At 69.9% G+C, this 24,758-nt stretch carries 21 protein-coding genes; 15 read left to right on the top strand and 6 right to left on the bottom strand.

Going from position 1 to position 24,758, the window contains the following annotated elements; translation table 11 throughout:
- Positions 1–45: 45 nt before the first annotated feature.
- Together G5C60_RS25605 and G5C60_RS25600 are read right to left on the bottom strand one after the other, a co-directional pair.
- Positions 46–1,671: a penicillin-binding transpeptidase domain-containing protein gene (locus G5C60_RS25605; RefSeq protein WP_165263262.1), complete on the bottom strand. Its 1,626-nt coding sequence runs from the start codon at positions 1,669–1,671 to the stop codon at positions 46–48.
- 127 nt (positions 1,672–1,798) lie between these two features.
- On the bottom strand, positions 1,799–3,538 hold the full coding sequence (locus G5C60_RS25600; RefSeq protein ID WP_165263261.1) for a phospholipid carrier-dependent glycosyltransferase: 1,740 nt from the start codon (positions 3,536–3,538) through the stop codon (positions 1,799–1,801).
- Between the two features lie 62 nt (positions 3,539–3,600).
- Here G5C60_RS25600 and rsmI point away from each other — a divergent pair, with 62 nt between their 5' ends.
- The 10 genes from rsmI to G5C60_RS25550 all read left to right on the top strand — a co-directional run bounded on the left by rsmI (position 3,601) and on the right by G5C60_RS25550 (position 16,342).
- Positions 3,601–4,449, top strand: coding sequence for a 16S rRNA (cytidine(1402)-2'-O)-methyltransferase (gene rsmI, locus G5C60_RS25595; protein ID WP_165263260.1), 849 nt, complete (start codon positions 3,601–3,603; stop codon positions 4,447–4,449).
- A gap of 334 nt (positions 4,450–4,783) precedes the next feature.
- Positions 4,784–5,206, top strand: a complete 423-nt coding sequence (locus tag G5C60_RS25590) for a hypothetical protein (RefSeq protein ID WP_165263259.1) — start codon at positions 4,784–4,786, stop codon at positions 5,204–5,206.
- A gap of 44 nt (positions 5,207–5,250) precedes the next feature.
- Positions 5,251–6,123: a TatD family hydrolase gene (locus tag G5C60_RS25585; RefSeq protein WP_165263258.1), complete on the top strand. Its 873-nt coding sequence runs from the start codon at positions 5,251–5,253 to the stop codon at positions 6,121–6,123.
- A gap of 138 nt (positions 6,124–6,261) precedes the next feature.
- Positions 6,262–7,632, top strand: a complete 1,371-nt coding sequence (locus G5C60_RS25580) for a ubiquitin-like domain-containing protein (protein ID WP_165263257.1) — start codon at positions 6,262–6,264, stop codon at positions 7,630–7,632.
- Between the two features lie 114 nt (positions 7,633–7,746).
- The gene (gene rsmA / locus G5C60_RS25575) at positions 7,747–8,652 is read left to right on the top strand and encodes a 16S rRNA (adenine(1518)-N(6)/adenine(1519)-N(6))-dimethyltransferase RsmA (RefSeq protein WP_165263256.1); all 906 of its coding nucleotides are present in this window, start codon (positions 7,747–7,749) and stop codon (positions 8,650–8,652) included.
- Positions 8,649–9,578, top strand: coding sequence for a 4-(cytidine 5'-diphospho)-2-C-methyl-D-erythritol kinase (locus G5C60_RS25570; RefSeq protein WP_165263255.1), 930 nt, complete (start codon positions 8,649–8,651; stop codon positions 9,576–9,578). Before rsmA ends, G5C60_RS25570 begins: the two co-directional genes overlap by 4 nt.
- A gap of 23 nt (positions 9,579–9,601) precedes the next feature.
- Positions 9,602–11,407 carry an ABC-F family ATP-binding cassette domain-containing protein gene (locus G5C60_RS25565; RefSeq protein ID WP_165263254.1) on the top strand — a complete coding sequence of 602 codons (1,806 nt, stop codon included), beginning with the start codon at positions 9,602–9,604 and terminating at the stop codon, positions 11,405–11,407.
- Between the two features lie 204 nt (positions 11,408–11,611).
- The gene (locus G5C60_RS25560) at positions 11,612–13,444 is read left to right on the top strand and encodes an outer membrane protein assembly factor BamB family protein (RefSeq protein ID WP_165263253.1); all 1,833 of its coding nucleotides are present in this window, start codon (positions 11,612–11,614) and stop codon (positions 13,442–13,444) included.
- Between the two features lie 79 nt (positions 13,445–13,523).
- Positions 13,524–15,362: an outer membrane protein assembly factor BamB family protein gene (locus G5C60_RS25555; protein ID WP_165263252.1), complete on the top strand. Its 1,839-nt coding sequence runs from the start codon at positions 13,524–13,526 to the stop codon at positions 15,360–15,362.
- 275 nt (positions 15,363–15,637) lie between these two features.
- Positions 15,638–16,342, top strand: coding sequence for a helix-turn-helix transcriptional regulator (locus G5C60_RS25550; protein ID WP_165263251.1), 705 nt, complete (start codon positions 15,638–15,640; stop codon positions 16,340–16,342).
- 22 nt (positions 16,343–16,364) lie between these two features.
- Here the strand turns inward: G5C60_RS25550 and G5C60_RS25545 are convergent, their stop codons facing one another.
- Both G5C60_RS25545 and G5C60_RS25540 read right to left on the bottom strand, forming a co-directional pair.
- Positions 16,365–16,679, bottom strand: coding sequence for a hypothetical protein (locus G5C60_RS25545; protein ID WP_165263250.1), 315 nt, complete (start codon positions 16,677–16,679; stop codon positions 16,365–16,367).
- Positions 16,680–16,713: 34 nt separating this feature from the next.
- On the bottom strand, positions 16,714–18,408 hold the full coding sequence (locus tag G5C60_RS25540) for a sodium:solute symporter family protein (protein WP_165263249.1): 1,695 nt from the start codon (positions 18,406–18,408) through the stop codon (positions 16,714–16,716).
- 171 nt (positions 18,409–18,579) lie between these two features.
- On the opposite strand from G5C60_RS25540, the gene galT reads away from it, so the two are divergent.
- From galT to galK, 3 genes are read left to right on the top strand one after another with little or no spacing between them, the layout of a single operon-like run.
- Complete coding sequence (gene galT / locus G5C60_RS25535; RefSeq protein WP_165263248.1) at positions 18,580–19,653, top strand: galactose-1-phosphate uridylyltransferase; 1,074 nt, start codon at positions 18,580–18,582, stop codon at positions 19,651–19,653.
- Complete coding sequence (galE, locus tag G5C60_RS25530) at positions 19,650–20,645, top strand: UDP-glucose 4-epimerase GalE (RefSeq protein WP_165263247.1); 996 nt, start codon at positions 19,650–19,652, stop codon at positions 20,643–20,645. Before galT ends, galE begins: the two co-directional genes overlap by 4 nt.
- Positions 20,642–21,799 (top strand): galactokinase, encoded by a 1,158-nt coding sequence (gene galK, locus G5C60_RS25525; RefSeq protein ID WP_165263246.1) that lies wholly within the window; start codon positions 20,642–20,644, stop codon positions 21,797–21,799. Before galE ends, galK begins: the two co-directional genes overlap by 4 nt.
- Here galK and G5C60_RS25520 read toward each other — a convergent pair.
- A complete protein-coding gene (locus G5C60_RS25520; RefSeq protein WP_165263245.1) occupies positions 21,792–22,235 on the bottom strand; it encodes a GNAT family N-acetyltransferase in 444 nt (147 codons plus the stop codon). The genes galK and G5C60_RS25520 overlap by 8 nt on opposite strands.
- A 266-nt stretch (positions 22,236–22,501) precedes the next feature.
- Here G5C60_RS25520 and G5C60_RS25515 point away from each other — a divergent pair, with 266 nt between their 5' ends.
- Positions 22,502–23,269, top strand: a complete 768-nt coding sequence (locus G5C60_RS25515; RefSeq protein WP_165263244.1) for a LuxR C-terminal-related transcriptional regulator — start codon at positions 22,502–22,504, stop codon at positions 23,267–23,269.
- Here the strand turns inward: G5C60_RS25515 and tamR are convergent.
- On the bottom strand, positions 23,228–23,725 hold the full coding sequence (gene tamR / locus G5C60_RS25510) for a MarR family transcriptional regulator TamR (protein WP_165263243.1): 498 nt from the start codon (positions 23,723–23,725) through the stop codon (positions 23,228–23,230). The genes G5C60_RS25515 and tamR overlap by 42 nt on opposite strands.
- A 157-nt stretch (positions 23,726–23,882) precedes the next feature.
- Here tamR and G5C60_RS25505 point away from each other — a divergent pair, with 157 nt between their 5' ends.
- On the top strand, positions 23,883–24,701 hold the full coding sequence (locus G5C60_RS25505) for a trans-aconitate 2-methyltransferase (protein WP_165263242.1): 819 nt from the start codon (positions 23,883–23,885) through the stop codon (positions 24,699–24,701).
- Positions 24,702–24,758: the final 57 nt, after the last annotated feature.

Here is a 24,758-nt window from a genome sequence, read left to right as displayed (position 1 = left end):
AACGAGAGGCACCAGCCTAGAGTCCCGGGTGTGACGGGAGTGACGTCAGCCGCCCGCTCGTAGCACGGCTGCGACAATCGGCCCCGCCGCGTCGCCGCCGTGGCCGCCCTCCTGGGTCATGGCCGCGGCCGCGATGTCATTGCGGTAACCGGTGAACCAACTGTTGGACGTCTCCTGCCCGTCGACCTCCGCCGAGCCGGTCTTCGCGCCGATGCTCCCGCCGCCGGCCTGGGCCATCGCCTCCGCCGCGGTGCCGCTGACCGCGGTGCGGTTCATCATCTGGCGCAGCTGCGCGACCGTACCCGCTTCCAGGCCGTCCGCGGTGGCCAGTTGACGGTCGTCGAGCCGCTGCGGCACGATCGTCGGCTGCCGGAAGCGGCCCGTCATGGCGGTCGCTGTGACCGACGCCATGTTCAGCGGGCTCATCTGGACCTGGCCCTGGCCGAGCATGTTGGCCGCCGTGTCGGGGCCGCCGGAGGCCGGGACGGAGCCGTCGAAGGACGGGATGCCGGTCTTCCAGTTGTCCCGCCCGAGACCGAAGCGCTCCTCGGCCTCCTTCGTGAGCGAGTCGACCCCCACCTCGTCCGCGTACTTCACGAACGCTGTGTTGCAGGAGCGCGCGAAGCTCTCCGAGAGGGTCGCGTTCTCGTTCGGCTCCATGCCCTTGATGTTCTTGAAGGTCTGGCTCTGCCAGGTCGCGTCGGGCGGGCAGGGCGCGGGACCGTTCGCCGTGGTGATGCCGTTGTCGATCAGCGTCGCCGCGGAGATGATCTTCATCGTGGAGCCCGGCGCGAGCTTGCCCAGGAACGCCGCGTTGAACTCGTCGGCGCGGTTGTTGGCGACCGCCAGCACCTCCGCGGTGCTCGCGTACTGGGCGACCACGGACGACTCGGAGTACTGCTTGACCGCCTTCTCCGCTGCCGCCTGCACGCCCGCGCTGAGCGTCGTCTGGAGCTTGCCCGGCTTGCCCTTGGCGAGTGTGAGGAGCGTCTTGTCGCCCGCGTTCTCGTCCGCACTCCGGATCGCCAGTTCGACGCCCGGGGTGCCGCCCGCCGTGTCGCCGTACGTCTCCCGCAGCTGGTCCAGGATCGGCCCGAGGGACGGGTACTTCGCCTTGGTCAGCACGGTTCCGTCCCGGTCCACCGCCTCGATCGGCGGGCTCGCCGCCTCACCCGTGACCAGCGAGTCGCCCTCCGCCAGGTCCGGGTGCAGGACGGTCGGCTTCCAGTCGACCAGTGCCTTTCCCGTGGTCTTGCCGCGCACGACGGTCAGCTCGCTCTTGTACGCCAAGGGCTTGCTCTGCCCCTCGTACGACACGGTGGCCGAGACCGAGAACGGGACGGTCCTGCCCGACGGCGTACCCGGCGTGATCTTCACCTTGGTCAGGTACGCCTCGTCGCGGTAGCCGACCAGCAGAGGCCGGGCCACCCCCGCGTTGTTCGTGAGCGCGGCGGCCGTGGCCGCCTCGCCCTTCTCCCAGGCCGCGAAGAACTTCTCGGTGGTCTCCTTGACCTCTTCGCCCGACGGCGGACCGGTCTTCACCGTCTCGGCCCCCGCCGAGCCGCTGTCCCCGCTGATCGCCGAAACTATGTTGTACGCGCCATACCCGGCGCCCCCCACCATCACGGCGAACACCCCGCCCACGACGGTGGCCTTTGCCCCCTTGCGCATTGCGCGATCCCCCTCCCCATGACCTTTCTGAACGTGTTCAGAAAGGTGCTTATGGAATGCACTTTATGCGGGAGGAGTGCCCCGTGTGGCCGGTGTTCCCTGATTGTTAAGCCGAGGTGTCCGGTTCTCAGACCCAGGTGTCCAGCCACATGCGTGAACGCCAGGTGTCTATCGGGATGGCCTGACCTGTGTAGATCGGCCAGAAATAGATGAAGTTCCAGGCGATCAGGAGGACCAGGACTCCCGCCGTGGCCGCGCCCGCGACGCGGCGGTGTTCCGTCGAACCGGGCGGTCCGAGCATCGCGCCGATCATCATCGCCACGGCCAGGCAGAGGAAGGGCAGGAAGACGATCGCGTAGAAGAAGAAGATCGTGCGCTCCTGGTACATGAACCAGGGCAGGTAGCCGGCCGCGATGCCGCAGGCGATCGCGCCCGCGCGCCAGTCGCGGCGGAAGACCCAGCGCCACAGCACGTAGAGGACCGCGAGGCCGGCGACCCACCAGAGCAGCGGTGTGCCGAGGGCCAGGACCTCGCGGGCGCACTTCTCGCCCGCGTCGACTGGGCAGCCGTCCTTGCCGGGCTGCGGGGACTCGTAGAAGTACGAGACCGGGCGGCCGGCGACGATCCAGCTCCACGGGTTCGACTGGTAGGTGTGCGGCGAGGAGAGGCCGACGTGGAACTCGTACACCTGGTGCTCGTAGTGCCACAGGCTGCGCAGCCAGTCGGGCAGGAAGGTCCAGCTGCCGCCCTTGCCGTCGGTGGCCGCCCAGTTGCGGAAGTAGCCGCCGGAGCCGTCGGAGGGGGACAGGATCCAGCCGGTCCAGGAGGCGAGGTACGTGACGAGCGCGACGGGCACCGTGGACAGGAACGCCCAGCCCGTGTCGCGCTTCAGAACGGCCTGGTACGGGTGCCGGGCGCCCGCGACCTTGCGCGAGCCGACGTCCCACAGGACCGTCATCAGGCAGAACGCCACCAGCACGTACAGGCCGTTCCACTTGGTGCCGATGGCGAGGCCGAGCATCAGGCCGGCCGCCCAGCGCCAGGGGCGGGCGCCGAGGCGGGTCGTCTCGGCGACGTGCGCGTCCGGGCGTACGACGCCGTCCGCGTCCGGTGGGAGTGCGGCCGCCAGCCGTTCGCGCGTCTTGTCCCGGTCGATGACCAGGCAGCCGAAGGCCGCGAGTACGAAGAACATCAGCACCTGGTCGAGCAGCGCGGTGCGGCTCATCACGAAGTGCAGCCCGTCGACGGCCATCAGCGCGCCCGCGAGGCAGCCGAGGAACGTCGAGCGGAACAGGCGGCGGCCGATGCGGCACAGCATCAGCACGGACAGCGTGCCGAGCACGGCCGTCATGAACCGCCAGCCGAAGGGCGTGAACCCGAACAGCCACTCGCCGAGCCCGATGACGTACTTGCCGACCGGCGGATGGACCACGTACGCGGCTTCCGACGGGATCGGGACGTCGCCGTTGTTCTGCAGGATCAGGTCGTTGGCGTTCTTGGCCCAGTTGACCTCGTATCCGCGGTGGAACAGCGCCCAGGCGTCCTTGGCGTAGTACGTCTCGTCGAATATCACCGCCTTCGGGCTGCCCAGGTTCCAGAACCGCATCACGCCCGCCAGCAGCGTGATCAGCAGCGGGCCGCCCCAAGCCGACCAGCGCACCACGCGGGCAGCGGCCGGCTTCGACAGCCCGAACACCGCCCACAGACGAGGGCTGGGCGCCGGGTACGCGGGCACCAGACGGTCACGGACGTCGCCTCTTGGCCGGCCGGTGTAGCCAAACCGGCGCAGCCGCTGCTGCCACGACGGCTGCTGCTCTTCGACGCCCTGTGCCTGTCGGGTGTCCGTGGAGGACGCGGTACTGGTCACCGCGCCATCGTAGGGAACCCTTCTGTGCGAGGCCTCTTTATCGGCCCTGCGAGGATGGAACCGTGACAGGAACCCTTGTACTCGCAGGCACTCCCATCGGGGACGTCGCGGACGCGCCGCCGCGGCTGGCCCAGGAGCTGGCGGGCGCCGATGTGATCGCCGCCGAGGACACCCGGCGGCTGCGGCGGCTCACCCAGGCGCTGGGCGTGCAGCCCGCCGGGCGCGTCGTGTCGTACTTCGAGGGCAACGAGTCGGCGCGTACGCCCGAGCTGGTCGAGGTCCTGGCCGGCGGGGCGCGCGTACTGCTGGTGACCGACGCGGGGATGCCGTCCGTGTCCGACCCCGGCTACCGGCTCGTCGCGGCGGCCGTGGAGAAGGACATCCGCGTGACCGCCGTGCCCGGCCCGTCCGCCGTGCTCACCGCGCTCGCCCTGTCCGGGCTGCCCGTCGACCGGTTCTGCTTCGAGGGGTTCCTGCCGAGGAAGGCCGGTGAGCGGAGGTCGCGGCTGCGGGAGGTCGCCGAGGAGCGCCGCACGCTCGTGTACTTCGAGGCGCCGCACCGGCTCGACGACACGCTCGCCGCGATGGCTGAGGTGTTCGGGGCGGAGAGGCGAGCCGCCGTCTGCCGTGAACTGACCAAGACGTACGAAGAGGTCAAGCGCGGTCCGCTCGGCGAGCTGGCCGCCTGGGCCGCGGAGGGCGTACGCGGCGAGATCACCGTCGTCGTGGAGGGCGCTCCCGAGAAGGGCGCGGAGCGGCTGGCCGCCGAGGAGTTGGTGCGGAGGGTGCGGGTGCGTGAGGAGGCGGGGGAGCGGCGTAAGGACGCGATCGCGGCGGTGGCCGCTGACGCGGGGTTGCCCAAGAGGGAGGTCTTTGACGCCGTGGTTGCTGCTAAGCACTCCGTGTCGTAAGCCCGGCCGTTCCGGTCAGCGCCGTTGTTGGTTGCTGATTGATGCGGGCTGCCGGTTGTGTGTGGCTGGGCGCGCAGTTCCCCGCGCCCCTAAGAGGCCTGCGGCCTCCTTAGGGGCGCGGGTGCGCCCCATGGGTGGGTAAATGCGACCCGGCAAAAGCAAAGCTCAGGCCTGCTGCCAGGAGCGTTGGGGCAAGGAACGGCCAAGACGGCTCCAATAGTCGACAGGTCCCATGCGCTCACGCCCGGAGAAGAGTCCACTGGTTGACGGGGACGCACCCGTCCCTCGCCTCCGCTCCCCCGGAGGCGTTTGACCAGCGGACCGAGGAGCTGGCATGAGCGAGACGGCAGGGCAGTCCGGCCACCGCACCGTCGCGGCCACCGACATCGTGCACGAGTCGTATTCCTTCGCCTGCATGCGCTGCGGGCACGGCTGGGAGCAGTCGTACGAGATAGAGCACCACATCGACGTCGAGGGCCATGAGTTCGTGACGTACGTGGCGGACGGCCGGGTCGTGCCGTCGCCGCTCAGCCGGCCCACCTGCCTGAACTGCGACAACCACGTGGTGCGCATCATGCGTGCCGGTCAGGTGTCCTCGGCGCTGAGGTCCCTGCACCAGCGCCGCCCGCTCGACGACTCCCTGCCCGAGCCGGAGCGCGGGCCGGAGGCCGGGTCGGAGCCCAAGGGGCCCAAGGAGCACCACCACTGGCACCTCTCCGATCTGCTCCGCCCGTTCCAGCACCGCCAGGCGGGGTGACCCGCCCCACAGGGAGGGGCTCGGCACCTTCGTAGGATCGGGGTATGCCTGCCAACGCCGAAGCCCCGCCCCTCCCTGACCCCCTCCGCGTGCCCGTCGCCGACTCGCACACCCACCTCGACATGCAGTCCGGCACGGTCGAGGAGGCTCTCGCGAAGGCTGCGTCCGTCGGAGTGACGACGGTCGTGCAGGTCGGCTGCGATCTGAAGGGCTCGCGGTGGGCGGCCGAGACGGCGCTGCGGCACGAGGCCGTGCACGCCACCGTCGCGCTGCACCCCAACGAGGCGCCCCGGATCGTCCACGGAGACCCCGACGACGGATGGTCCCGGCAGGGCGCCCGCGAGCCAGGCGGCGAGAGCGCGCTGGAGGAGGCGCTCGCCGAGATCGACCGGCTCGCGGCCCTTCCCCAGGTCAAGGGCGTCGGCGAGACCGGCCTCGACTACTTCCGCACAGGACCGGAGGGCAAGGCCGCCCAGGAGCGGTCCTTCCGGGCCCACATCGAGATCGCCAAACGGCACGGCAAGACCCTGGTCATCCACGACCGGGACGCCCACACCGACGTACTGCGCGTGCTCAAGGAGGAGGGCGCGCCCGAACGCACCGTCTTCCACTGCTACTCCGGGGACGCGGCCATGGCGGAGACCTGCGCCCGCGCCGGCTACTACATGTCGTTCGCCGGGAACATGACCTTCAAGAACGCCCAGCCGCTGCGCGACGCCCTCGCCGTGGCCCCCCTCGAACTCGTCCTCGTCGAGACGGACGCGCCCTTCCTGACCCCCGTGCCGTACCGCGGACGGCCCAATGCCCCGTATCTCATTCCGGTCACGGTCCGCGCCATGGCCGCCGTACGGGACATGGACGAGGACGCGCTGGCGACGGCGATCTCGGCGAACACGCAGCGTGCTTTCGGCTACTGACGCATAACGCTCACGGTGGGACATTTCGACGCAACGCGACGACACAACGTAGTCGCGGTGCCTTGGAGAGTGACGACAGCTCCGCTAGGTTCTCGGCGCCGTATCCGATCCGGCCCCGGCCCCCTGGAGCGTGTCGTCGTGAGCACTTCGCAGTACGAGACGTATGGCCCGACGTATGAGAGCCGCCGGCCGTACGCCGCCGGGGATCCGAACGAATACGGCGAAGGCCGCGAATACGAATACACGGACACGTACCGGCCCGCGTACGAGGCGTATGCGGCGTGCGAGGCGTATTCCGAAGCCACCACCGAACCCCTGCTGCCGCGCCAGCTGCCGCCCACGGTCGAGTTGCCCCACCCCGCCGGCGGCCGGGCCGAGGGCCGGCGGGCCGCGCGGCACCGGAAGGTCGCCGAGCGGCCCGAGGCGGTGCGCCGGCTGGTGCCGCGGGCGCTGGTCGTGGCCTTCCTGGCGGGCGGCACCACCGCGTTCGTCGCCGACGACAAGGCGATCGAGCTGACCGTCGACGGCAAGCCCCGCACGCTGCACACCTTCGCCGACGACGTGACCGAGCTGCTCGCGGACCAGGGCGTCGAGGTGGGCGCGTACGACGTCGTGGCACCCGCGCCCGGCACCCCGCTGACCACCGGTGACGAGGTCGCCGTACGGTACGGGCGGCCCGTGCACCTCACCCTCGACGGGCAGCGGCGCAGGGTGTGGACGACGGCGCGCACGGTGGACGCGGTGCTCGGACAGCTCGGGGTGCGCACGGAGGGCGCGTACGTGTCGGCCCCGCGCTCCCGGCAGATCGGGCGCGACGGACTCGACCTGGACGTCCGCACCGAGCGATCCGTGACGATCATGGCGGACGGGCGGGCGCGGAAGGTCCGTACGAACGCCGCGACCGTCCGCGAGGCCGTGGAGGACTCGGGTGTCACCCTGCGTGGGCAGGACACCACGTCCGTGCCGCCCGAGAGCTTCCCGCGCGACGGGCAGACGGTGACGGTCCTGCGGATCACGCGCACGAAGGAGGTCCGCGAGGAGCCGATCCCCTTCCAGGTGCGGCGGACGGACGAGCCCTCGCTTTTCCGCGGGACCGAGGTCGTCGAGCGGGCGGGGCAGCCGGGCACGCAGCGCGTCACGTACAGCCTGCGCACGGTCAACGGCGTCCGGCAGAAGCCGCGCCGCCTGAAGTCCGAGCTGGTCCACGAGCCCCGGACACAGCTCGTGAAGGTCGGCACGAAGCCACTCCCGACGTCCGACTCCGAGGTCGACGGGCTCAACTGGTCCGCGCTCGCGAACTGTGAGTCCGGGGGCCGCCCGAACGCGGTCGACTCCTCCGGAACCTACGGCGGCCTCTACCAGTTCGACACCCGCACCTGGCAGAACCTCGGCGGCACCGGCCGCCCCCAGGACGCACCGGCCGCCGAGCAGACGCACCGCGCGAAGAAGCTGTACATGCGGCGGGGGGCGAGCCCCTGGCCGCACTGTGGGGCGCGGTTGCAGGGCTAGGGCTGCGGGGCGCGGTTGCAGGGGCAGGCCGAAGAGGGAAGGCGCAGGGGCAAGGCGAAGCGGCAGGACGTCTCGGCGAGGAAACCCCAGCCCGGCGACCCGTACCCTTGGCCCGTGAGCAGCAGCCCCACCTCCGACGCCCTCCTGGGTCCCGCCGACGTCCGCGAACTCGCGGCAGCGCTCGGCGTCCGCCCCACCAAGCAGCGCGGCCAGAACTTCGTCATCGACGCCAACACGGTCCGCCGCATCGTCCGTACCGCGGACGTACGCCCCGAGGACGTGGTCGTCGAGGTCGGCCCTGGCCTCGGCTCGCTGACCCTGGCCCTGCTGGAGGTGGCGGAACGGGTCGTCGCCGTCGAGATCGACGACGTACTCGCGGGCGCGCTGCCCGCGACGATCACGGCGCGCATGCCGGAGCGGGCCGACCGGTTCGCGCTGGTGCACTCCGACGCCATGCGGGTGACCGAGCTGCCCGGCCCTCCGCCGACCGCCCTCGTCGCGAACCTGCCCTACAACGTCGCCGTGCCCGTGCTGCTGCACATGCTCGACACCTTCCCCGGCATCGAGCGGACGCTCGTGATGGTGCAGGCGGAGGTCGCCGACCGGCTGGCCGCGGCGCCCGGGTCGAAGGTGTACGGCGTGCCGTCGGTGAAGGCCAACTGGTACGCCGACGTCAAGCGGGCCGGCGCCATCGGCCGGAGCGTCTTCTGGCCCGCCCCGAACGTGGACAGCGGGCTCGTCTCCCTCGTCAGGCGCGCCGAGCCGGTCAGGACGAGCGCGTCGAGGCGCGAGGTCTTCGCCGTCGTCGACGCCGCCTTCGCGCAGCGGCGCAAGACCCTGCGGGCCGCGCTCTCCGGCTGGGCGGGGTCGGCGGCGGCCGCCGAGTCCGCGCTGGTCGCGGCGGGTGTCTCGCCGCAGGCACGGGGCGAGGCGCTGACGGTGGAGGAGTTCGCGCGTATCGCGGAGAACCGGCCGACCGACAACAAGCCGACCGACAACAAGGAGCACGGACAGCAGTGAGCGTGACGGTACGCGTCCCCGCGAAGGTCAACGTCCAGCTGGCCGTGGGCGCCGCCCGCCCCGACGGCTTCCACGACCTGGCCAACGTCTTCCTGGCGGTCGGCCTGTACGACGAGATCACGGCGACGCCTGCGGACGAGCTGCGCATCACCTGCGAAGGCCCGGACGCGGCTCAAGTCCCCCTGGATCACACGAACCTGGCGGCCCGCGCGGCTCAGAAGCTGGCCGAGCGCCACGGCCGCCCGGCCGACGTACACCTCCACATCACCAAGGACATCCCCGTCGCCGGCGGCATGGCGGGCGGCTCCGCCGACGGCGCGGGCGCGCTCCTCGCCTGCGACGCACTCTGGGGCACGGGAGCCTCGCGGGCCGAACTCCTCGACATCTGCGCCGAGTTGGGCAGCGACGTACCGTTCAGCCTGGTCGGTGGGGCCGCGCTCGGCACGGGTCGCGGCGAGAAACTGCGGCCGCTGGAGGTGGGCGGCAGCTTCCACTGGGTCTTCGCGGTGGCCGACGGCGGCCTGTCGACCCCGGCGGTGTACGCCGAGTTCGACCGCCTGAACGAAGGCGTCGAGGTCCCCGAACCGGTCGAGTCCCAGCAGCTCCTGGACGCCCTGGCCAAGGGCGACCCGACCGCCCTGGCCCCCACCCTCTCCAACGACCTCCAGCCCGCCGCCCTGTCCCTGCGGCCGTCCCTCGCCACCACCCTGGCCACAGGCCGCACAGCAGGCGCCCTGGCCGCCCTGGTCTCCGGCTCGGGACCCACGACGGCGTTCCTGACCCGCGACGCGGACTCGGCGACAGACGTCGCGCAGGCCCTGCTCACCTCGGGCACCTGCCGCACGGCCCGGGTGGCGGCCGGCCCGGCGCCGGGCGCGACCGTGCTCGGCCGGCCGCTGCCGACGCCGACTACGCTGGAAGGCTGATTGATCCCCGCGTCAGGAGAGAAATGGCCGTCAACCTGGTCAATGTCGAGAACGTCAGCAAGGTGTACGGCACCCGTGCCCTGCTCGACGGCGTCTCGCTCGGTGTGTCCGAGGGGGACAGGATCGGCGTCGTCGGGCGCAACGGTGACGGCAAGACGACCCTGATCCGGATGCTCGCCAAGCTGGAGGAGGCCGATACCGGTCGTATCACGCACTCCGGCGGTCTGCACGTCGGTGTGCTCACCCAGCACGACTCGCTCGACCCCGAGGCCACCGTCCGGCACGAGGTCATCCGGGACATGGCCGACCACGAGTGGGCGGGCAACGCCAAGATCAGGGACGTACTGACGGGCCTGTTCGGCGGGCTCGACCTGCCGGGCTTCCCGCAGGGGCTCGACACCGTCATCGGGCCGCTGTCCGGTGGCGAGCGGCGGCGAATCGCGCTGGCCAAGCTGCTCATCGCGGAGCAGGACCTGATCATTCTCGACGAGCCCACCAACCACCTCGACGTCGAGGGCATCGCCTGGCTCGCGAAGCATCTGCGGGAGCGCCGGTCGGCGCTCGTCGTCGTCACCCACGACCGCTGGTTCCTGGACCAGGTCTGCACCCGCATGTGGGACGTGCAGAAGGGTGACGTGTACGAGTACGAGGGCGGCTACTCCGACTACGTCTTCGCGCGCGCCGAGCGCGAGCGCATCGCGGCCACCGAGGAGGTCAAGCGGCAGAACCTGGTCCGCAAGGAGCTGGCCTGGCTGCGTCGCGGCGCACCGGCCCGTACGTCCAAGCCGCGCTTCCGCGTCGAGGCCGCCAACGAGCTGATCGCGGACGTGCCGCCGCCGCGCGACACCAGCGAGCTGATGAAGTTCGCCTCCACCCGGCTCGGCAAGACCGTCTTCGACCTCGAGGACGTGACCGTGCAGGCCGGGCCGAAGGTCCTGCTGAAGCATGTGACGTGGCAGCTCGGGCCCGGCGACCGTATCGGCCTCGTCGGCGTGAACGGCGCGGGCAAGACCTCGCTGCTGCGGGCGATGGCCGACGCGGCGTTCAGCGAGGGCGAGCGGCAGCCCGCGGGCGGACGGGTCGTGGTCGGCAGGACCGTGAAGCTCGCCTACCTCTCGCAGGAGGTGTCCGAGCTCGACCCCGGCCTCAGGGTGCTGCAGGCCGTACAGCAGGTCCGCGACCGGGTCGACCTCGGCAAGGGCCGCGAGATGACGGCGGGTCAGCTCTGCGAGACGTTCGGCTTCAACAAGGAGAAGCAGTGGACGCCGGTCGGTGACCTGTCCGGTGGTGAGCGCCGCCGGCTGCAGCTGCTGCGGCTGCTCATGGACGAGCCGAACGTCCTCTTCCTCGACGAGCCCACGAACGACCTCGACATCGAGACGCTCACCCAGCTCGAGGACGTCCTCGACGGCTGGCCCGGTTCGATGGTCGTGATCTCCCACGACCGGTTCTTCATCGAGCGCACCACCGACAAGGTGTACGCCCTCCTCGGCGACGCCACGCTGCGGATGCTGCCGCGCGGCATCGACGAGTACCTGGAGCGGCGCCACCGGATGGAAGAGGCCGTGGCCGCCCGGACCCCCGTGGCGCCCCCCGCCGAGAAGCCCGGCATCTCCGCCGCCGACGCCCGCGCCGCGAAGAAGGAACTCCAGAGGATCGAGCGGCAGTTGGACAAGATCGCCGAGAACGAGACAAAGCTGCACGCCCAAATCGCCGAGAACGCCACGGACTTCGAGAAGGTGGCCGAACTGGACGCCGACCTGCGGAAACTGGCCAACGAGCGTGAGGAGTTGGAGATGCGTTGGCTGGAGCTGGCAGACGACGCGTGAAGGGTGCGTGAAGGAGCGTAACGGGGGCATCACGGGCCGGTCCTCCCTTGGGAACAGGGGGAGGACCGGCCCTGAGTTCGAGCACCGCATGGTGATAGAAAGGGCCGTCTGAGAACTGTCTGAGTACGACGCTGAGTACAACTCCGTGTTCACTACGTACTTCTAGGCGTGGCTAAAAATCAGTGATGAAGGGGGAACGCGCTGATGTCTCAGCCGCCCAGCCAGCCGCCACAGGGCGGGTTCGGAGCTCCACAGGATCCGGGGCAGCAGAACCCGGGTCAGGGAACGCCTCCGCCGCCCGCGCAGCCGCCGCAGGCTCCACCGCCTCCGCAGGGCGCGCCACAGACACCGCCGCAGGGCGGCGCCCCGGGGACCCCGCCCGCGCAGGGGCCCGGTTACGGCTACCCCCAGCAGCCCGGCCCGTACGGCCAGCAGCCGGGTCCGTACACCCAGCAGCCCGGCCCCTACGCCCAGCAGCCAGGGCCGTACGCCCAGCCCGGCCCCTACGGACAGCCTCAGCAGCCCGGCCCCTACGGTCAGCCCGGCTACGGGTATCCGCAGCAGCCCCAGTTCCCCGGCCCGCCCGGCACCCCGCCGGGCGGCGGCTCCCGCAACCCCTTCAAGGGCAAGCCCGCGATCATCGTCGGGGCCGCGCTGGCCGCCGCGCTCGTCATCGCCGGCACCGTGTGGGCGGTCTCCGGCGGGGACGACGGCAAGAAGCCCGTCGCCAAGAAGAGCAAGGACACCAATCCCACTCCTGGCGGCGACCCGATCAATCCCGGCGACGGTGACGGCGGCGACGGCAAGGGCACCGAGGACCTCAACGCGGGCCGCCAGGCGGGCGAGTCGAAGGTGCTCTGGTACAAGGAGGGCCCTGACGCGCCCGGTTCGGGTGCCGACGCCCCCGGTATGTGGGTCACCGACAAGGCCGCGGTGAAAGCCGCGTACAAGCAGGTCTTCGCGTACAACGTCAGTGACGGCAAGCCGACTTGGCCCGCGATCACGTTCCCGCAGGAGATCTGCGCGGTCACTCCGCAGAAGACGGACAACGACAAGGTCGTCGTCGCGTACAAGGAGGGCACCAAAGGCACGGCCGGCTGCAATCAGCTGGTGGAGATCGACCTCAACACCGGCGAGAAGGGCTGGACGGCGGAGGTCGCGGACGGCGACCTCTTCGACGACACGCTTCAGCTCGGACTGACCATCAGCGGCAAGACGTTGCTGGCCGGGCGCGGGCAGTCGGGGGTCGGGTACGACGTGACGACCGGCGACCAGATGTGGGAGAAGAAGAAGTACGGCTCGGCCTGCTTCCCGACCGCGTTCGCGGGCGGCACCAAGCTGCTCGCCGTCTCGTCCTGCGCGACCGGCAGCGACAACGAGCACGACGAGGTGCAGGAGCTCGACCCGGCGACCGGCAAGGCCAAGTGGACCAAGAAGATCCCCAAGGGCTGGAAGGTCGCGCGTGCGTACTCCGTCGATCCCGTCGTCCTCTATCTCACCAACGAGGACAAGAAGCAGTGGAACATCTCCACGCTGCAGGACGGCAGTGCCACGGTCCGCTCGCAGGTCGACGTCGACGAGTCCTTCGCGCCGGAGTGCGGCTGGGCCATCTTGCAGCGTGACTTGCAGGGCTGTCAGGGCGTCGTGGTCGACGCGGACACCCTCTACCTGCCGACCGAGGCGAAGACCGGCGCCAACGAGATCGTCGCGATCAACCTGGGGACCGGCAAGGAGAAGTGGCGCACCAAGTCCCCCGCGGACGAGACCATGCTGCCGCTGAAGATGGACGGCACGAATCTCGTCGCGTACGTCCAGCCGTCGTACGACGCGGGCGGCCGGATCGTGTCCATCCCGACGACGGGCGGCTCCTACACGCCGAAGAAGCTCCTCCAGAACCCGCAGGGCACCGCGGACATCGAGAGCGGCTTCTACTCGAAGGCCGTGGACTACGTGGACGGGCGCTTCTACATCTCCACGACCCGGCTGACGGGCAATGACGAGTCGCAGGAAAAGCTGATGCTGGCCTTCGGAAAGTGACCCGGCCACGTCACCACCCTGGACTCGTCGTCCCGCTCCGCCCGACCCTTCTTCTCCGAGCTTTCCGAGGTAACCCGTCATGAGCCAGCCGCCGCCCCCGCCGCCCAACCAGCCGCCGCAGGAAGGCGGTCAGGGCGCACCCCAGGACCCGCCTCCGGGTGGATTCGGGGCTCCGCAGAGTCCGCCTCCCGGTGGCTTCGGGGCTCCGCAGAGCCCGCCGCCGGGTGGTTTCGGAGCGCCGACCCCGCCGCAGGGCACCCCGCCGAACCCGGCGTACGGCTACCCGCAGGCGCCGGGGACCCCGCCGCCGACGGCCCCGCCGCAGCCGTACGGCTACCCCCAGGCACCCCAGCCGCCGCAGACGCAGCCCCCGGGCCAGCCCGGCTACGGCTACCCGGGCCAGCAGCCGCAGTACGGCTACCCGCAGCCGTCGACGATGCCGCTCCAGCCGCAGGCGCCGGGCGGCGGGCGGAAGTTCAACGCCCAGCTGCTCATCATCGTCGCGGCCGTCCTGGCGATCGGCCTCATCGTCGGAGGCGGCGTCTGGTACTCGTCCTCGACCGGCAGCGACGAGAAGAAGAACGACGCCTCCGGCTCGTCCGGCGGCACCGGCGGCCAGGACGACAAGGGTGAGGACGCCCCCGGCGGAGGCGGCTCGGAGAAGGTGCCGTCCAACACCACCGCCAAGGTGCTCTTCCAGGTACCCGCGGCCGAGGTGCCCAAGGACGACGTCTGGAGCGTCGCGGGCTCTTGGCTGACGGACAAGGTGTACGCCAAGGCGGGCGTCAACGAGGTCATCGGCTACAACCCGGACACCGGCGCGAAGTCCTGGACCATGCCGCTCACGGGCCAGACCTGCGCGGGCTCACCCGAGGTCACCAAGGACGGCGTGGCCGTGGTGGTCGCCGAGGAGGCCAAGCGCACCAAGACCAACAAGTACCCGAAGTGCACCAAGGTCACGGCCTTCAACCTGAACACCGGCGAAAAGCTCTGGACCGAGTCCGTCACCAGCGGCGGCTCCGAGAACGCCGCCTTCAAGGAAGCCAGCATCACCGGCACCACGGTCGCGCTGGGCGCCGGCCTCGACGGCGGCGCGGGCCTCGACCTCACGACCGGCAAGATCCTGTGGCAGCCGAAGGTCGAAGCGTGCGAGGACATCGGCTACCGCGGCGGCGAGCAACTGGTCGCCGTGCGCAAGTGCGGGGAGTACGGCGCAGAGAAGTACGAGGTCCAGCTGCTCAACCCCAAGGACGGCAGCGTCAAGTGGACGTACAAGCTCCCCACGGGCATCGACAACGCCAAGGTGATCTCCTCCAAGCCGGTCGTCTTCGGCGTGGACTCCGACAGCGACGACCCCACCCTGACCGGCACCTCGGACATCTTCTCCCTTGACGAGGGCGGCAAGCTCCGTATCAAGATCGCGATGCCGGACGACACGTACGGGCACGACTGCGGCGTCGGCAACGTCCACGACTGCAAGGGGATCACCGTCGGCAACGACAAGCTGTACGTGCCGACCAAGCAGCACGACGGCACCGAGGAGTTCAAGCAGACCAACGAGATCATTTCCTTCTCGCTGGCCACCGGCAAGACGACGGGCGACCGCGCCGACGCCGGTGACGGCTACGAGCTGTTCCCGATCCGGATGGACGGCGGCAACATCATCGCGTACAAGCAGGGCCCCTACGACAAGGGTTCCCAGGTCGTCTCGATCGACGGCGGCAGCTTCAAGCAGACCAAGCTCCTGGAGACCCCGGCCTCCGAGGATGTCCGCAACGCGATCAGCAGCATGGTGCCGAAGTCGTCCGAGATGCTCTACACGAGCGGCCGTCTCTTCATGGCCGAGGACCTGATCAGCAAGCCGTCTTCGTCCTTGGACCGGGAGAACTACTCGGCGATCGGATTCGGCGCGCAGTAGGGCGTACGCCTCTCAAGAGGCGGCCGTTTCCAGTCGTACGCCGAGTTTTGCGTCCGTACGCGGATCAAGGCCCCGTCCCTGCTCAGGGGCGGGGCTTTGCTCTTATCCTCCCTCGCTCCCGAATGAGAGGAATTTCGGCAATCCGGGGCACTTCTCACCGGTAGGGGAAGCGCAACGTCGAACAAGCGTGTAGCTTCCGGGGATGGAGAGCCGGGGGGCTCCTATCCATGGGGAACCAGTTGGGGACCTTGGGGGGAACTGGGGGGTTGGGCTCGATGGGAGTGCGGCTCATGGTGGTCGACGACCACCGTCTGCTCGCCGAGGCATTGGCCTCGGCCCTGAAGTTGCGCGGGCACCGCGTTCTCGCCGCGGCGGCGCCCGCCGCGGGGGCTGCGGAGCTGGTGATCACAAGGGCACCGGAGGTGTGCCTGATCGGCACGGCGACACCCGCCGAACCGGGCATCTTCGACCCGGTGGTGAAGATCAAGCGGGACCGTCCGCAGGTGGCGGTACTCGTCCTCGGCCCGGTGCCGAACCCGCGCGGAATCGCGGCCGCCTTCGCGGCGGGCGCCTCGGGCTACGTACGGCACGACGAGCGCATCGAGGGCGTGGAGCGCGCCATCATGAAGGCCCGCGCGGGAGAGGCGGCCGTGGCCCCGCAGCTTCTGCAGGGCGCCTTCAGCGAACTCCTCAACCCGGCCGCCCAGCCGGACGACGAGGGGCAGCGTCTCCTGCAGATGCTGACGCCGAGGGAGGTCGAGGTCCTGGTCCGGGTCGCGGACGGCGAGGACACCCGCCTGATCGCGGCCGGAATGGGAATCGCCCCGAGCACGGCCCGTACGCACGTACAGCGGGTCCTGATGAAGCTGGGCGTGGGATCGAGGCTCGAGGCGGCGGCGCTGGCCGCGCGGACGGGACTCCTGGACCGGGCGGGTCCCTTGTCGCCCCCTTCTGCGGAGACGTCACCTGGGCCGGAGTGAACTCCGGCCCAGGAGACGCTTGTCACTCCGTTTCGCGTCGCTGCTCCGTCTCGTCAGGCGTGGGTATGTCCGGCGGGGGCGGAGTGGGGTTCAGCCTCAGCCAGATCAGGAAGAACAGGCCGAGGGCGAGCATGCCCAGGCCCGTCCAGAGGTTGATGTTGACGCCCTCCGCCTTGTCCAGGTCGGCGTCGGAGACCGTGAAGCCGGCGATCGTGACGATGATCCCGTAGATCACGAACAGGCCGCCGATGATGCGGCGGATGTCGAAGAGGCGGGCGGCGGTCGCGGACTTCCGCTCCAGTTCCTCGACCTCGTGCTGGTACTCGTAGTCGCTCATGTCGGTGCCTCAGCTCCGCTGGTTCAGCGCTGGTTCAGAAGGAGAAGGGGACGTAGCAGACCGCGGCCAGGACGATCGCTCCCCAGCCCAGCAGGGCCGGCTTGCGGTACCAGGCCTCGTCGCCCGCGGCCGGGGGCTCGTCCATGCCGGGGGAGCGGGTGCCGTACACCAGGCCCTGGAGCTCGGCTTCCGGCTTCGGGGCCGTGAAGAGCGAGACGGCGACCATCACCACCGCGCCGGCGATGAAACCGGCGATCGCCGAGACGAAGTTGGCGCCCTGGTCGGAGGGGATGTCGATGACGCCCTGCTTGTAGATCACGAAGTAGTTGATCATCGCGGCGGTGGTGCCCACGAGCAGACCCCAGAACCCGGACTTCATGGACGCCCGCTTCCAGAACAGACCGATGATGAAGACCACGAACATCGGCACGTTGAAGAAGGAGAAGAGCGTCTGCAGGTAGCTCATGATGTTGGAGAACGACGACGCCAGGAACGCGGTGCCGATCGAGGCCAGCACACCGATCGCGGTGATCAGCCGCCCGAAGTTCAGGTAGTACGCGTCCTCGCGGCCCTTGACCACGTACTTCCCCCAGATGTCCGAGGTGAAGACCGTGTTGAAGGAGGAGATGTTGGCCGCCATGCCCGCCATGAACGCCGCCAGCAGACCGGTCACCGCGATCCCGAGCACGCCGTTCGGCAGCAACTGCTCCATCAGGTAGGGGATCGCGTCGTTGTAGGTGAGGTCCGAGTCGGGTGTGCCGATGTTCGGGACGAGCGCGGCGGCGATCAGGCCCGGGGTCATCACGACGAAGACGATGAAGATCTTCGGGAACGCTGCGATCAGCGGCGTCCGCTTGCCCGCGCTGAGGTTCTTCGCCGACAGGGCACGCTGCACCTCGGCGAAGTTGGTCGTCCAGTAGCCGAAGGAGAGGACGAAGCCGAGGCCGAGGACGATGGTCAGCCAGTTCGCGCCCAGCGGATTGTCGTTGCCGATGCCCGTACCGCCCCACGCCGTGACGAAGTCGGCGCCGTGGCTCTCGGTCAGCGAGTCGGTGAGGCCGTCCCAGCCGCCGACCTTCTTCAGGCCGAGGAGGGTGAGGGGTATGAGCGCGGCGAGGATGACGAAGAACTGCAGCACCTCGTTGTAGATCGCCGAGGACAGGCCGCCGACGGTGATGTACGCGAGGACGAAGAAGCCGGCGACGACGATGGCCACCCACTCCGGCCAGCCGAGCAGCGCCTCCACGACGATCGCGAGGGCGTAGAGGTTGACCCCCGCGATGAGGATCGCGGCGAAGGCGAAGAGGACCGAACTCAGCAGATGCGCACCCTTGTCGAAGCGCATGAGCAGGAACTCCGGCACGGAGCGCACCTTCGACCCGTAGTAGAAGGGCATCATCACCAGGCCGAGGAAGACCATGGCGGGGATGGCGCCGACCCAGTACCAGTGCACGGTGTACGCGCCGTACTGCGCGCCGTTCGCTGCCATGCCCAGGATCTCGGTGGCGCCCAGGTTGGCCGCGACGAACGCGAGACCGGTGACCCAGGCGGGCAGGGAGCGCCCGGAGAGGAAGAAGTCGAGGCTGGTCTTCACCGAGCGGCGGGCGGCGAAACCGATGCCCAGGACGACGACGAAGTAGATGGCGAGGATCGTGTAGTCGAGCCAGTTGGTGGGGAGTCGGAGTTCTTGTGCCAGATATGTGGGGGGCAGATCTGTGGGGGTCTGCATAGGAACTCGCTTCGTTGCGTGAACTGATCAAAGCGGAAGTTACGCCTCCAGCTTTAAGAACTGAACAGTCATGTTGGGGATCTTTGTTTGATTGTGATGTTGACTGGCGTGGGTACTTGTGGTTTGTTGTGTTCAGTTCTGTTTGATGGGTGTGCCTGAGGGAGCGCGACAGTGAAGAAGACCTCGACCCGGCTGGCCGACGGTCGTGAGCTCATCTACTACGACGCGCGTGACGACGCGGTCCGCGACGCGGTGGACCGGCGACCGCTCGACCCGACCGTCACCACGTCGGAGGTGCGCCGCGACCCGCTGCTCGGCGACTCGGTCGCGATCGCCTCGCACCGCCAGGGCCGCACCTACCACCCGCCGGCGAACGAATGCCCCTTGTGTCCTTCGGAGGGTGACCGGCTGAGCGAGATACCGGAATCCTCGTACGACGTCGCCGTCTTCGAGAACCGCTTCCCCTCGCTCGCCGGGGACTCGGGCCGCTGCGAGGTGGTCTGCTTCACCTCCGACCACGACGCGTCCTTCGCCGACCTCACCGAGGAGCAGGCGGGTCTGGTCCTGGAGGCCTGGACCGACCGCACCGCCGAGCTGTCCCATCTGCCCTCCGTCGAGCAGGTCTTCTGCTTCGAGAACCGCGGCGCCGAGATCGGCGTGACGCTCGGGCATCCGCACGGCCAGATCTACGCTTACCCGTTCACCACCCCTCGTACGGCCCTGATGCTGCGGTCGGTTGCCGCGCACAAGGAGGCGACGGGCGGGGGGAACCTCTTCGACGACGTGGTCGCCGGTGAACTGGCCGACGGCGACCGGATCGTGCTGGACGCCGAACACTGGGTGGCCTTCGTGCCGTACGCGGCGCACTGGCCGTACGAGGTGCACCTCTACCCGAAGCGGCGGGTGCCCGACCTGCTGGGCCTGGATGAGGACGCGCGCACAGAATTCCCCAAGGTCTATCTGGAACTCTTGAGGCGCTTCGACCGGATTTTCGGCGAGGGTGAGCCTCCGACGCCGTACATCTCCGCCTGGCATCAGGCGCCGTTCGGCTCGCTGGAGGAATTCGATTCGGACGCGGCCGTCAGCCGTGACGACTTCGCGCTCCACCTGGAGCTTTTCACCATTCGCCGCACTTCCGGCAAGCTGAAGTTTCTCGCGGGTTCCGAATCCGGCATGAACGTGTTCATCAACGACGTGCCGCCGGAGACCGCGGCCCAGCGATTGCGAGAGGTAGCGAGTTCATGAGTGGGAAGTACCTGGTCACCGGCGGTGCGGGCTATGTCGGCAGCGTGGTCGCACAGCATCTGCTGGAGGCGGGCCACGAGGTCGTCGTCCTCGACAACCTCTCCACGGGCTTCCGCGAGGGCGTGCCCGCCGGGGCTTCCTTCATCGAGGGCGACATCCGCGACGCCGCCAAATGGCTGGACTCCTCCTTCGACGCCGTGCTGCACTTCGCCGCGTTCTCGCAGGTCGGCGAGTCGGTGGTGAAGCCGGAGAAGTACTGGGAGAACAACGTCGGCGGCACGATGGCCCTGCTGGAGGCCATGCGGTCCACGGGCGTCCGCAAGCTTGTCTTCTCCTCCACCGCCGCCACGTACGGCGAGCCGGAGGAGACCCCGATCGTCGAGTCCGCGCCGACGTCACCGACGAATCCGTACGGCGCCTCGAAGCTGGCCGTCGACCACATGATCACCGGTGAGGCGGCCGCGCACGGTCTGGGCGCGGTGTCGCTGCGCTACTTCAACGTGGCGGGTGCGTACGGCAGTTGCGGCGAGCGGCACGACCCCGAGTCGCACCTCATCCCTCTCGTCCTCCAGGTCGCCCAGGGCAGGCGCGAGGCCATCTCCGTCTACGGCGACGACTATCCGACGCCGGACGGCACCTGCGTCCGCGACTACATCCACGTCGCGGATCTGGCGGAGGCCCACCTGCTGGCCCTCACGGCCGCCAAGGCCGGCGAGCACCTGATCTGCAACCTCGGCAACGGCAACGGCTTCTCGGTCCGCGAGGTCATCGAGACGGTGCGTCAGGTGACCGGGCACCCGGTCCCGGAGGTGGCCGCTCCGCGCCGCAGCGGTGACCCGGCGGTGCTGGTCGCCTCGGCGAAGACCGCCCACGAGCGGCTCGGCTGGAACCCGTCCCGCGCGGACCTCGCGGGGATCGTGGCGGACGCGTGGACGTTCGCGCAGAACGTCGCGCAGTCCGCCGCGCAGAACAACAGGGAGAGTGGTTCGTGAGTGTCGCCGAGCGGTTCGAGGAGCTGTACGGGCGCGCCCCCGAGGGTGTCTGGGCGGCACCGGGGCGGGTCAACCTGATCGGTGAGCACACCGACTACAACGACGGCTTCGTGATGCCCTTCGCGCTGCCGCACACCACGGTCGCGGCGGTGTCGCGCCGCACGGACGGCCTGCTGCGGCTGCACTCGGCGGACGTCGAGGGCGGCGCCGAGGACAGCGTCGTCGAACTGCGCGTCGACGCGCTCACCCCGCGCTCCGACCAGAACTGGACGGCGTACCCGGCCGGCGTGGTGTGGGCGCTGCGCGAGGCGGGCCACGCGGTGACAGGCGCGGACATTCACGTGGCCTCGACGGTTCCGACGGGCGCGGGCCTGTCCTCATCGGCGGCCCTGGAGGTCGTCACGGCCCTGGCCCTCGACGAGCTGTACGGACTCGGCATCGAGCGCCCGCAGTTGGCCCTCCTGTGCCAGCGCGCCGAGAACGTGTACGTCGGCGCGCCCACCGGGATCATGGACCAGACCGCTTCGGCCTGCTGCGAGGACGGCCACGCCCTGTTCCTCGACACCCGCGACCTCTCCCAGCGGCAGATCCCCTTCGACCTGGCGGCCGAGGGCATGCGACTGCTGGTCGTCGACACGCGCGTCAAGCACGCGCACAGCGACGGCGAGTACGGCAAGCGGCGGGCGGGCTGCGAGCGGGGAGCGGAACTGCTGGGCGTCAGCGCCCTGCGGGACGTCGCGTACGAGGACCTGGACGCGGCGCTGGAGCGGTTGGGCGACGAGGAGGAGGTACGCCGCCTGGTTCGCCACATCGTGACGGAGAACCACCGGGTGGAGCGGGTCGTGTCGCTGCTGAGGGCGGGCGACCCGCGGGCGATCGGCCCCGTGCTGAACGAGGGGCACATGTCCCTCAGGGACGACTTCCGCATCTCCTGTCCGGAGCTGGACCTGGTCGTCGACACGGCGCTCGGGGCGGGCGCGGTGGGGGCCAGGATGACGGGCGGCGGCTTCGGCGGCTCGGCGATCGTGCTGGCGGAGGCCGCGGACGTGGACACGATCACCAAGGCGGTGGAGGAGGCGTTCGCGGCGGCGGGGTTCACGGCTCCGCGGGCCTTCGCGGCGATCCCGGCGGCAGGCGCACGGCGCCTCAGCTGAGGTTCTTCGTCAGCGTGTACTCCGTGATCCCCGGCGGATAGTCGGGGATCACGCACACCACCTCATAGCCCCGCTTCTTGTAGAACTCGGGAGCCTGGAAGTCCCACGTCTCCAGGCGGGAGCGGCGGCAGTCGCGTTCCGTGTGGGCCAGATGTTCGGCTCGGGACAGGAGGTGGGAGCCGAGGCCCGTGCCACGGTGGGGTTCGTCGACCCACAGGTACGTGACATGGAGCCAGGTCGCCCACGTGTGCCCGACGAGGCCGCCCGCCAGAGCATCCCGCTCGTCCAGCGCCCAGAGATGGAGCGGAACTTCCCGTTCTCCAGGCGTTCCGCGCAGGGAACGGAGCACGGGAGAGGCCGCCGTGTCGGCGTCCCGGAGCCGAGCCCGCAGCAACTGGTTGAACTCCTTGTCGACTCCTGTCTCGATCCGAAACATAGGCCTCACCATAGACGCGCTGGACAATCAGTTCTGCAAAGTACCTTCCGCTCCTGCCGCCCGGCCTTACCCTGATGAGCAGCACCGGTGGGGGCCGGTGCTGCTCAGGGGGCGAGACAGTCGGGTACGACGCCCGGAGTGGGGGTAGCAGTTCCAGCACGGCGGCGGCCGTGTGGCTGCGGCACCCCGTCCCGGGGTCCTCGGGGCCCCGGAACACTCCGGGCGCCGTGCCTGCGTCGGTCGTCCCCCGACCAGTGGGGGTTTCAGTGGTTCGCATCCGTGTCCTGGTCGTCGACGACCACCGCATTTTCGCCGAGTCGCTCGCCGCAGCTCTTGCCGCCGAGCCCGACGTCGACGTCTCCGCAGCCGGCAGCGGTCCCGCCGCGCTGCGCTGCCTGGAGCGGGCGGCGGCGGAAGGCCGCAGATTCGACGTGCTGCTCGTCGACGCCGATCTGGGCGGCAATGTGCCGGGCGTCCGCCCGGCCGTACCCGTGCACGACAACAACGAAGAAGGCCTGGTCGACGGCATCTCTCTGGTCGTCGGTGTCCGTTCGGGCCATCCAAGTGTCCGTACCGTCGTCCTCGCCGAGAAGGACGACCCGCGCCGCGCTGCGCTCGCCCTGCAGGCGGGGGCGTCGGGGTGGGTCGCCAAGGACTGTTCGCTGTCCCGGCTGCTGACGGTCATCCGAGGCGTACTGCGGGACGAGACGCATCTCCCGCCCGCCCTGCTCACGGGCGTGCTGCGTGAGCTGACCGCCGCCCGCAAGCACCGCACGGAGAGCGAGCGGCTCGTCGAGTCCCTCACGCCGCGTGAGCGCGAGGTGCTGCGGTGCATGGTCGCGGGCCTGGGGCGCAAGGCCGTCGCCGAGCGCCTGTTCCTGTCCCCGCACACCGTCCGTACGCATATGCAGAACGTGCTGGGGAAGCTGGGCGTCCACTCGACCCTCGCCGCCGTGGCGCTCGCCCGCCGGGCCGGGGTCGGACCCGTCGACCTAGCCGGGGATGTTGTCGAACGGGGCGGTCAACTGGCGTAGCAGCCCGGCCAGTTCACCGCGCTGGGCGCTGCTGAGCTCCGCCAGGATCGCCCGCTCCTGGTCGAGGAGTCCGGCGAGCGCCTGGTCCGCGCGGTCACGCCCCTCGTCCGTCAGCCGCACCAGCACGCCGCGGCGGTCGCTGGGGTCGGGGAGGCGCTCCACCAGGCCCTTCTTGGCCAGCCGGTCGATACGGTTCGTCATGGTGCCCGACGTCACCAGGGTCTGCGTGAGCAGCTGGCCGGGGGAGAGCTGATACGGGGCGCCCGCACGTCTCAGCGCCGTCAGGACGTCGAACTCCCAGGGCTCCAGACTGTGTTCCGAGAACGCCAGGCGGCGTGCGCGGTCCAGGTGCCGGGCCAGTCTGCTCACCCGGCTGAGCACTTCCAGTGGCTCCACGTCGAGGTCAGGGCGCTCCCGGCGCCACGCTGCGACCAGCCGATCGACCTCGTCCTCCATGGCGATCAGTGTAGTGGTTGTGTCGATGTGAAGTCTCTTGACGTCAAGATATTTGGGGTGTGAGGGTGTGAGGGTGTGAGGCTATAGATCCAGCTCGGCGCTTTCGGTCGCTTTCGATCTTTCGATCGCTTTCGGTTGATTCAAGGAGGCTCATCCGTTGTCCACCGCCTCTCCCACCTGGGACCCGGGTCAGTATCTGCGCCACGCCGAACACCGCGCCCGCCCCTTCGCCGATCTCCTCGCCCGCGTCCCGGCCCTGCCCGCGGACCCGGGCCGCATCGCCGACCTGGGTTGCGGGCCCGGCAACGTCACGACCCAGTTGGCCGAGCGCTGGCCGGCCGCGCGCATCACCGGGTACGACAACTCCCCGGAGATGCTCGCCAGGGCCGAGGCGTACGCGGGCGCCACGGCCGGCGGTGGCCGCCTCGACTTCACCCACGCGGACCTTACGAGCTGGGCGCCCCCGGAGACGTACGACCTGATCGTCTCGAATGCGGCGCTCCAGTGGGTGCCGGGGCACTTGGACTCGTTCCCGGGCTGGCTCGATGCGGTGGCGCCCGGCGGTGCCTTCGCCTTTCAGGTCCCGCACAACATCGACGCGCCTCTGCACTCCCTGCTGCGCGAACTCGCCACCTCGGCCCGCTGGAAGGGCCGACTCGGCGGTGTCCTCCGCCGCGAGGACTCGGTGCACGCGCCCGCCGTCTACCTCGACCGCCTCACCCGTCTCGGCTGCGAGGCGGACGTCTGGGAGACGACGTACATGCAGCTCCTCCAGGGCCCGGACCCCGTCCTCGACTGGGCCAAGGGCACGGCGCTCCGCCCCGTCCTCACGGCTCTGTCGACCGACCCGGACGCTCGGGAGGCCTTCATCACCGAGTACCGCGACCTGCTCCGCGCGGCGTACCCGTCGGCGCCGTACGGCACGATCCTCCCGTTCCGCCGCCTTTTCGCCGTGGCGCGGAAGGCACCGGCCTGATCTCGCCCCCGCCGCCCCTACCCATTCCCATCCCTCGGGCTCCGCCCCGGACCCCAC

The organism is Streptomyces scabichelini, assembly GCF_011045015.1.
Taxonomy (GTDB): Bacteria; Actinomycetota; Actinomycetes; order Streptomycetales; family Streptomycetaceae; genus Streptomyces; species Streptomyces scabichelini.
The sequence above is the reverse complement of the archived record's forward strand: the minus strand, read 5'-3'. Positions and strand labels throughout refer to the sequence as shown.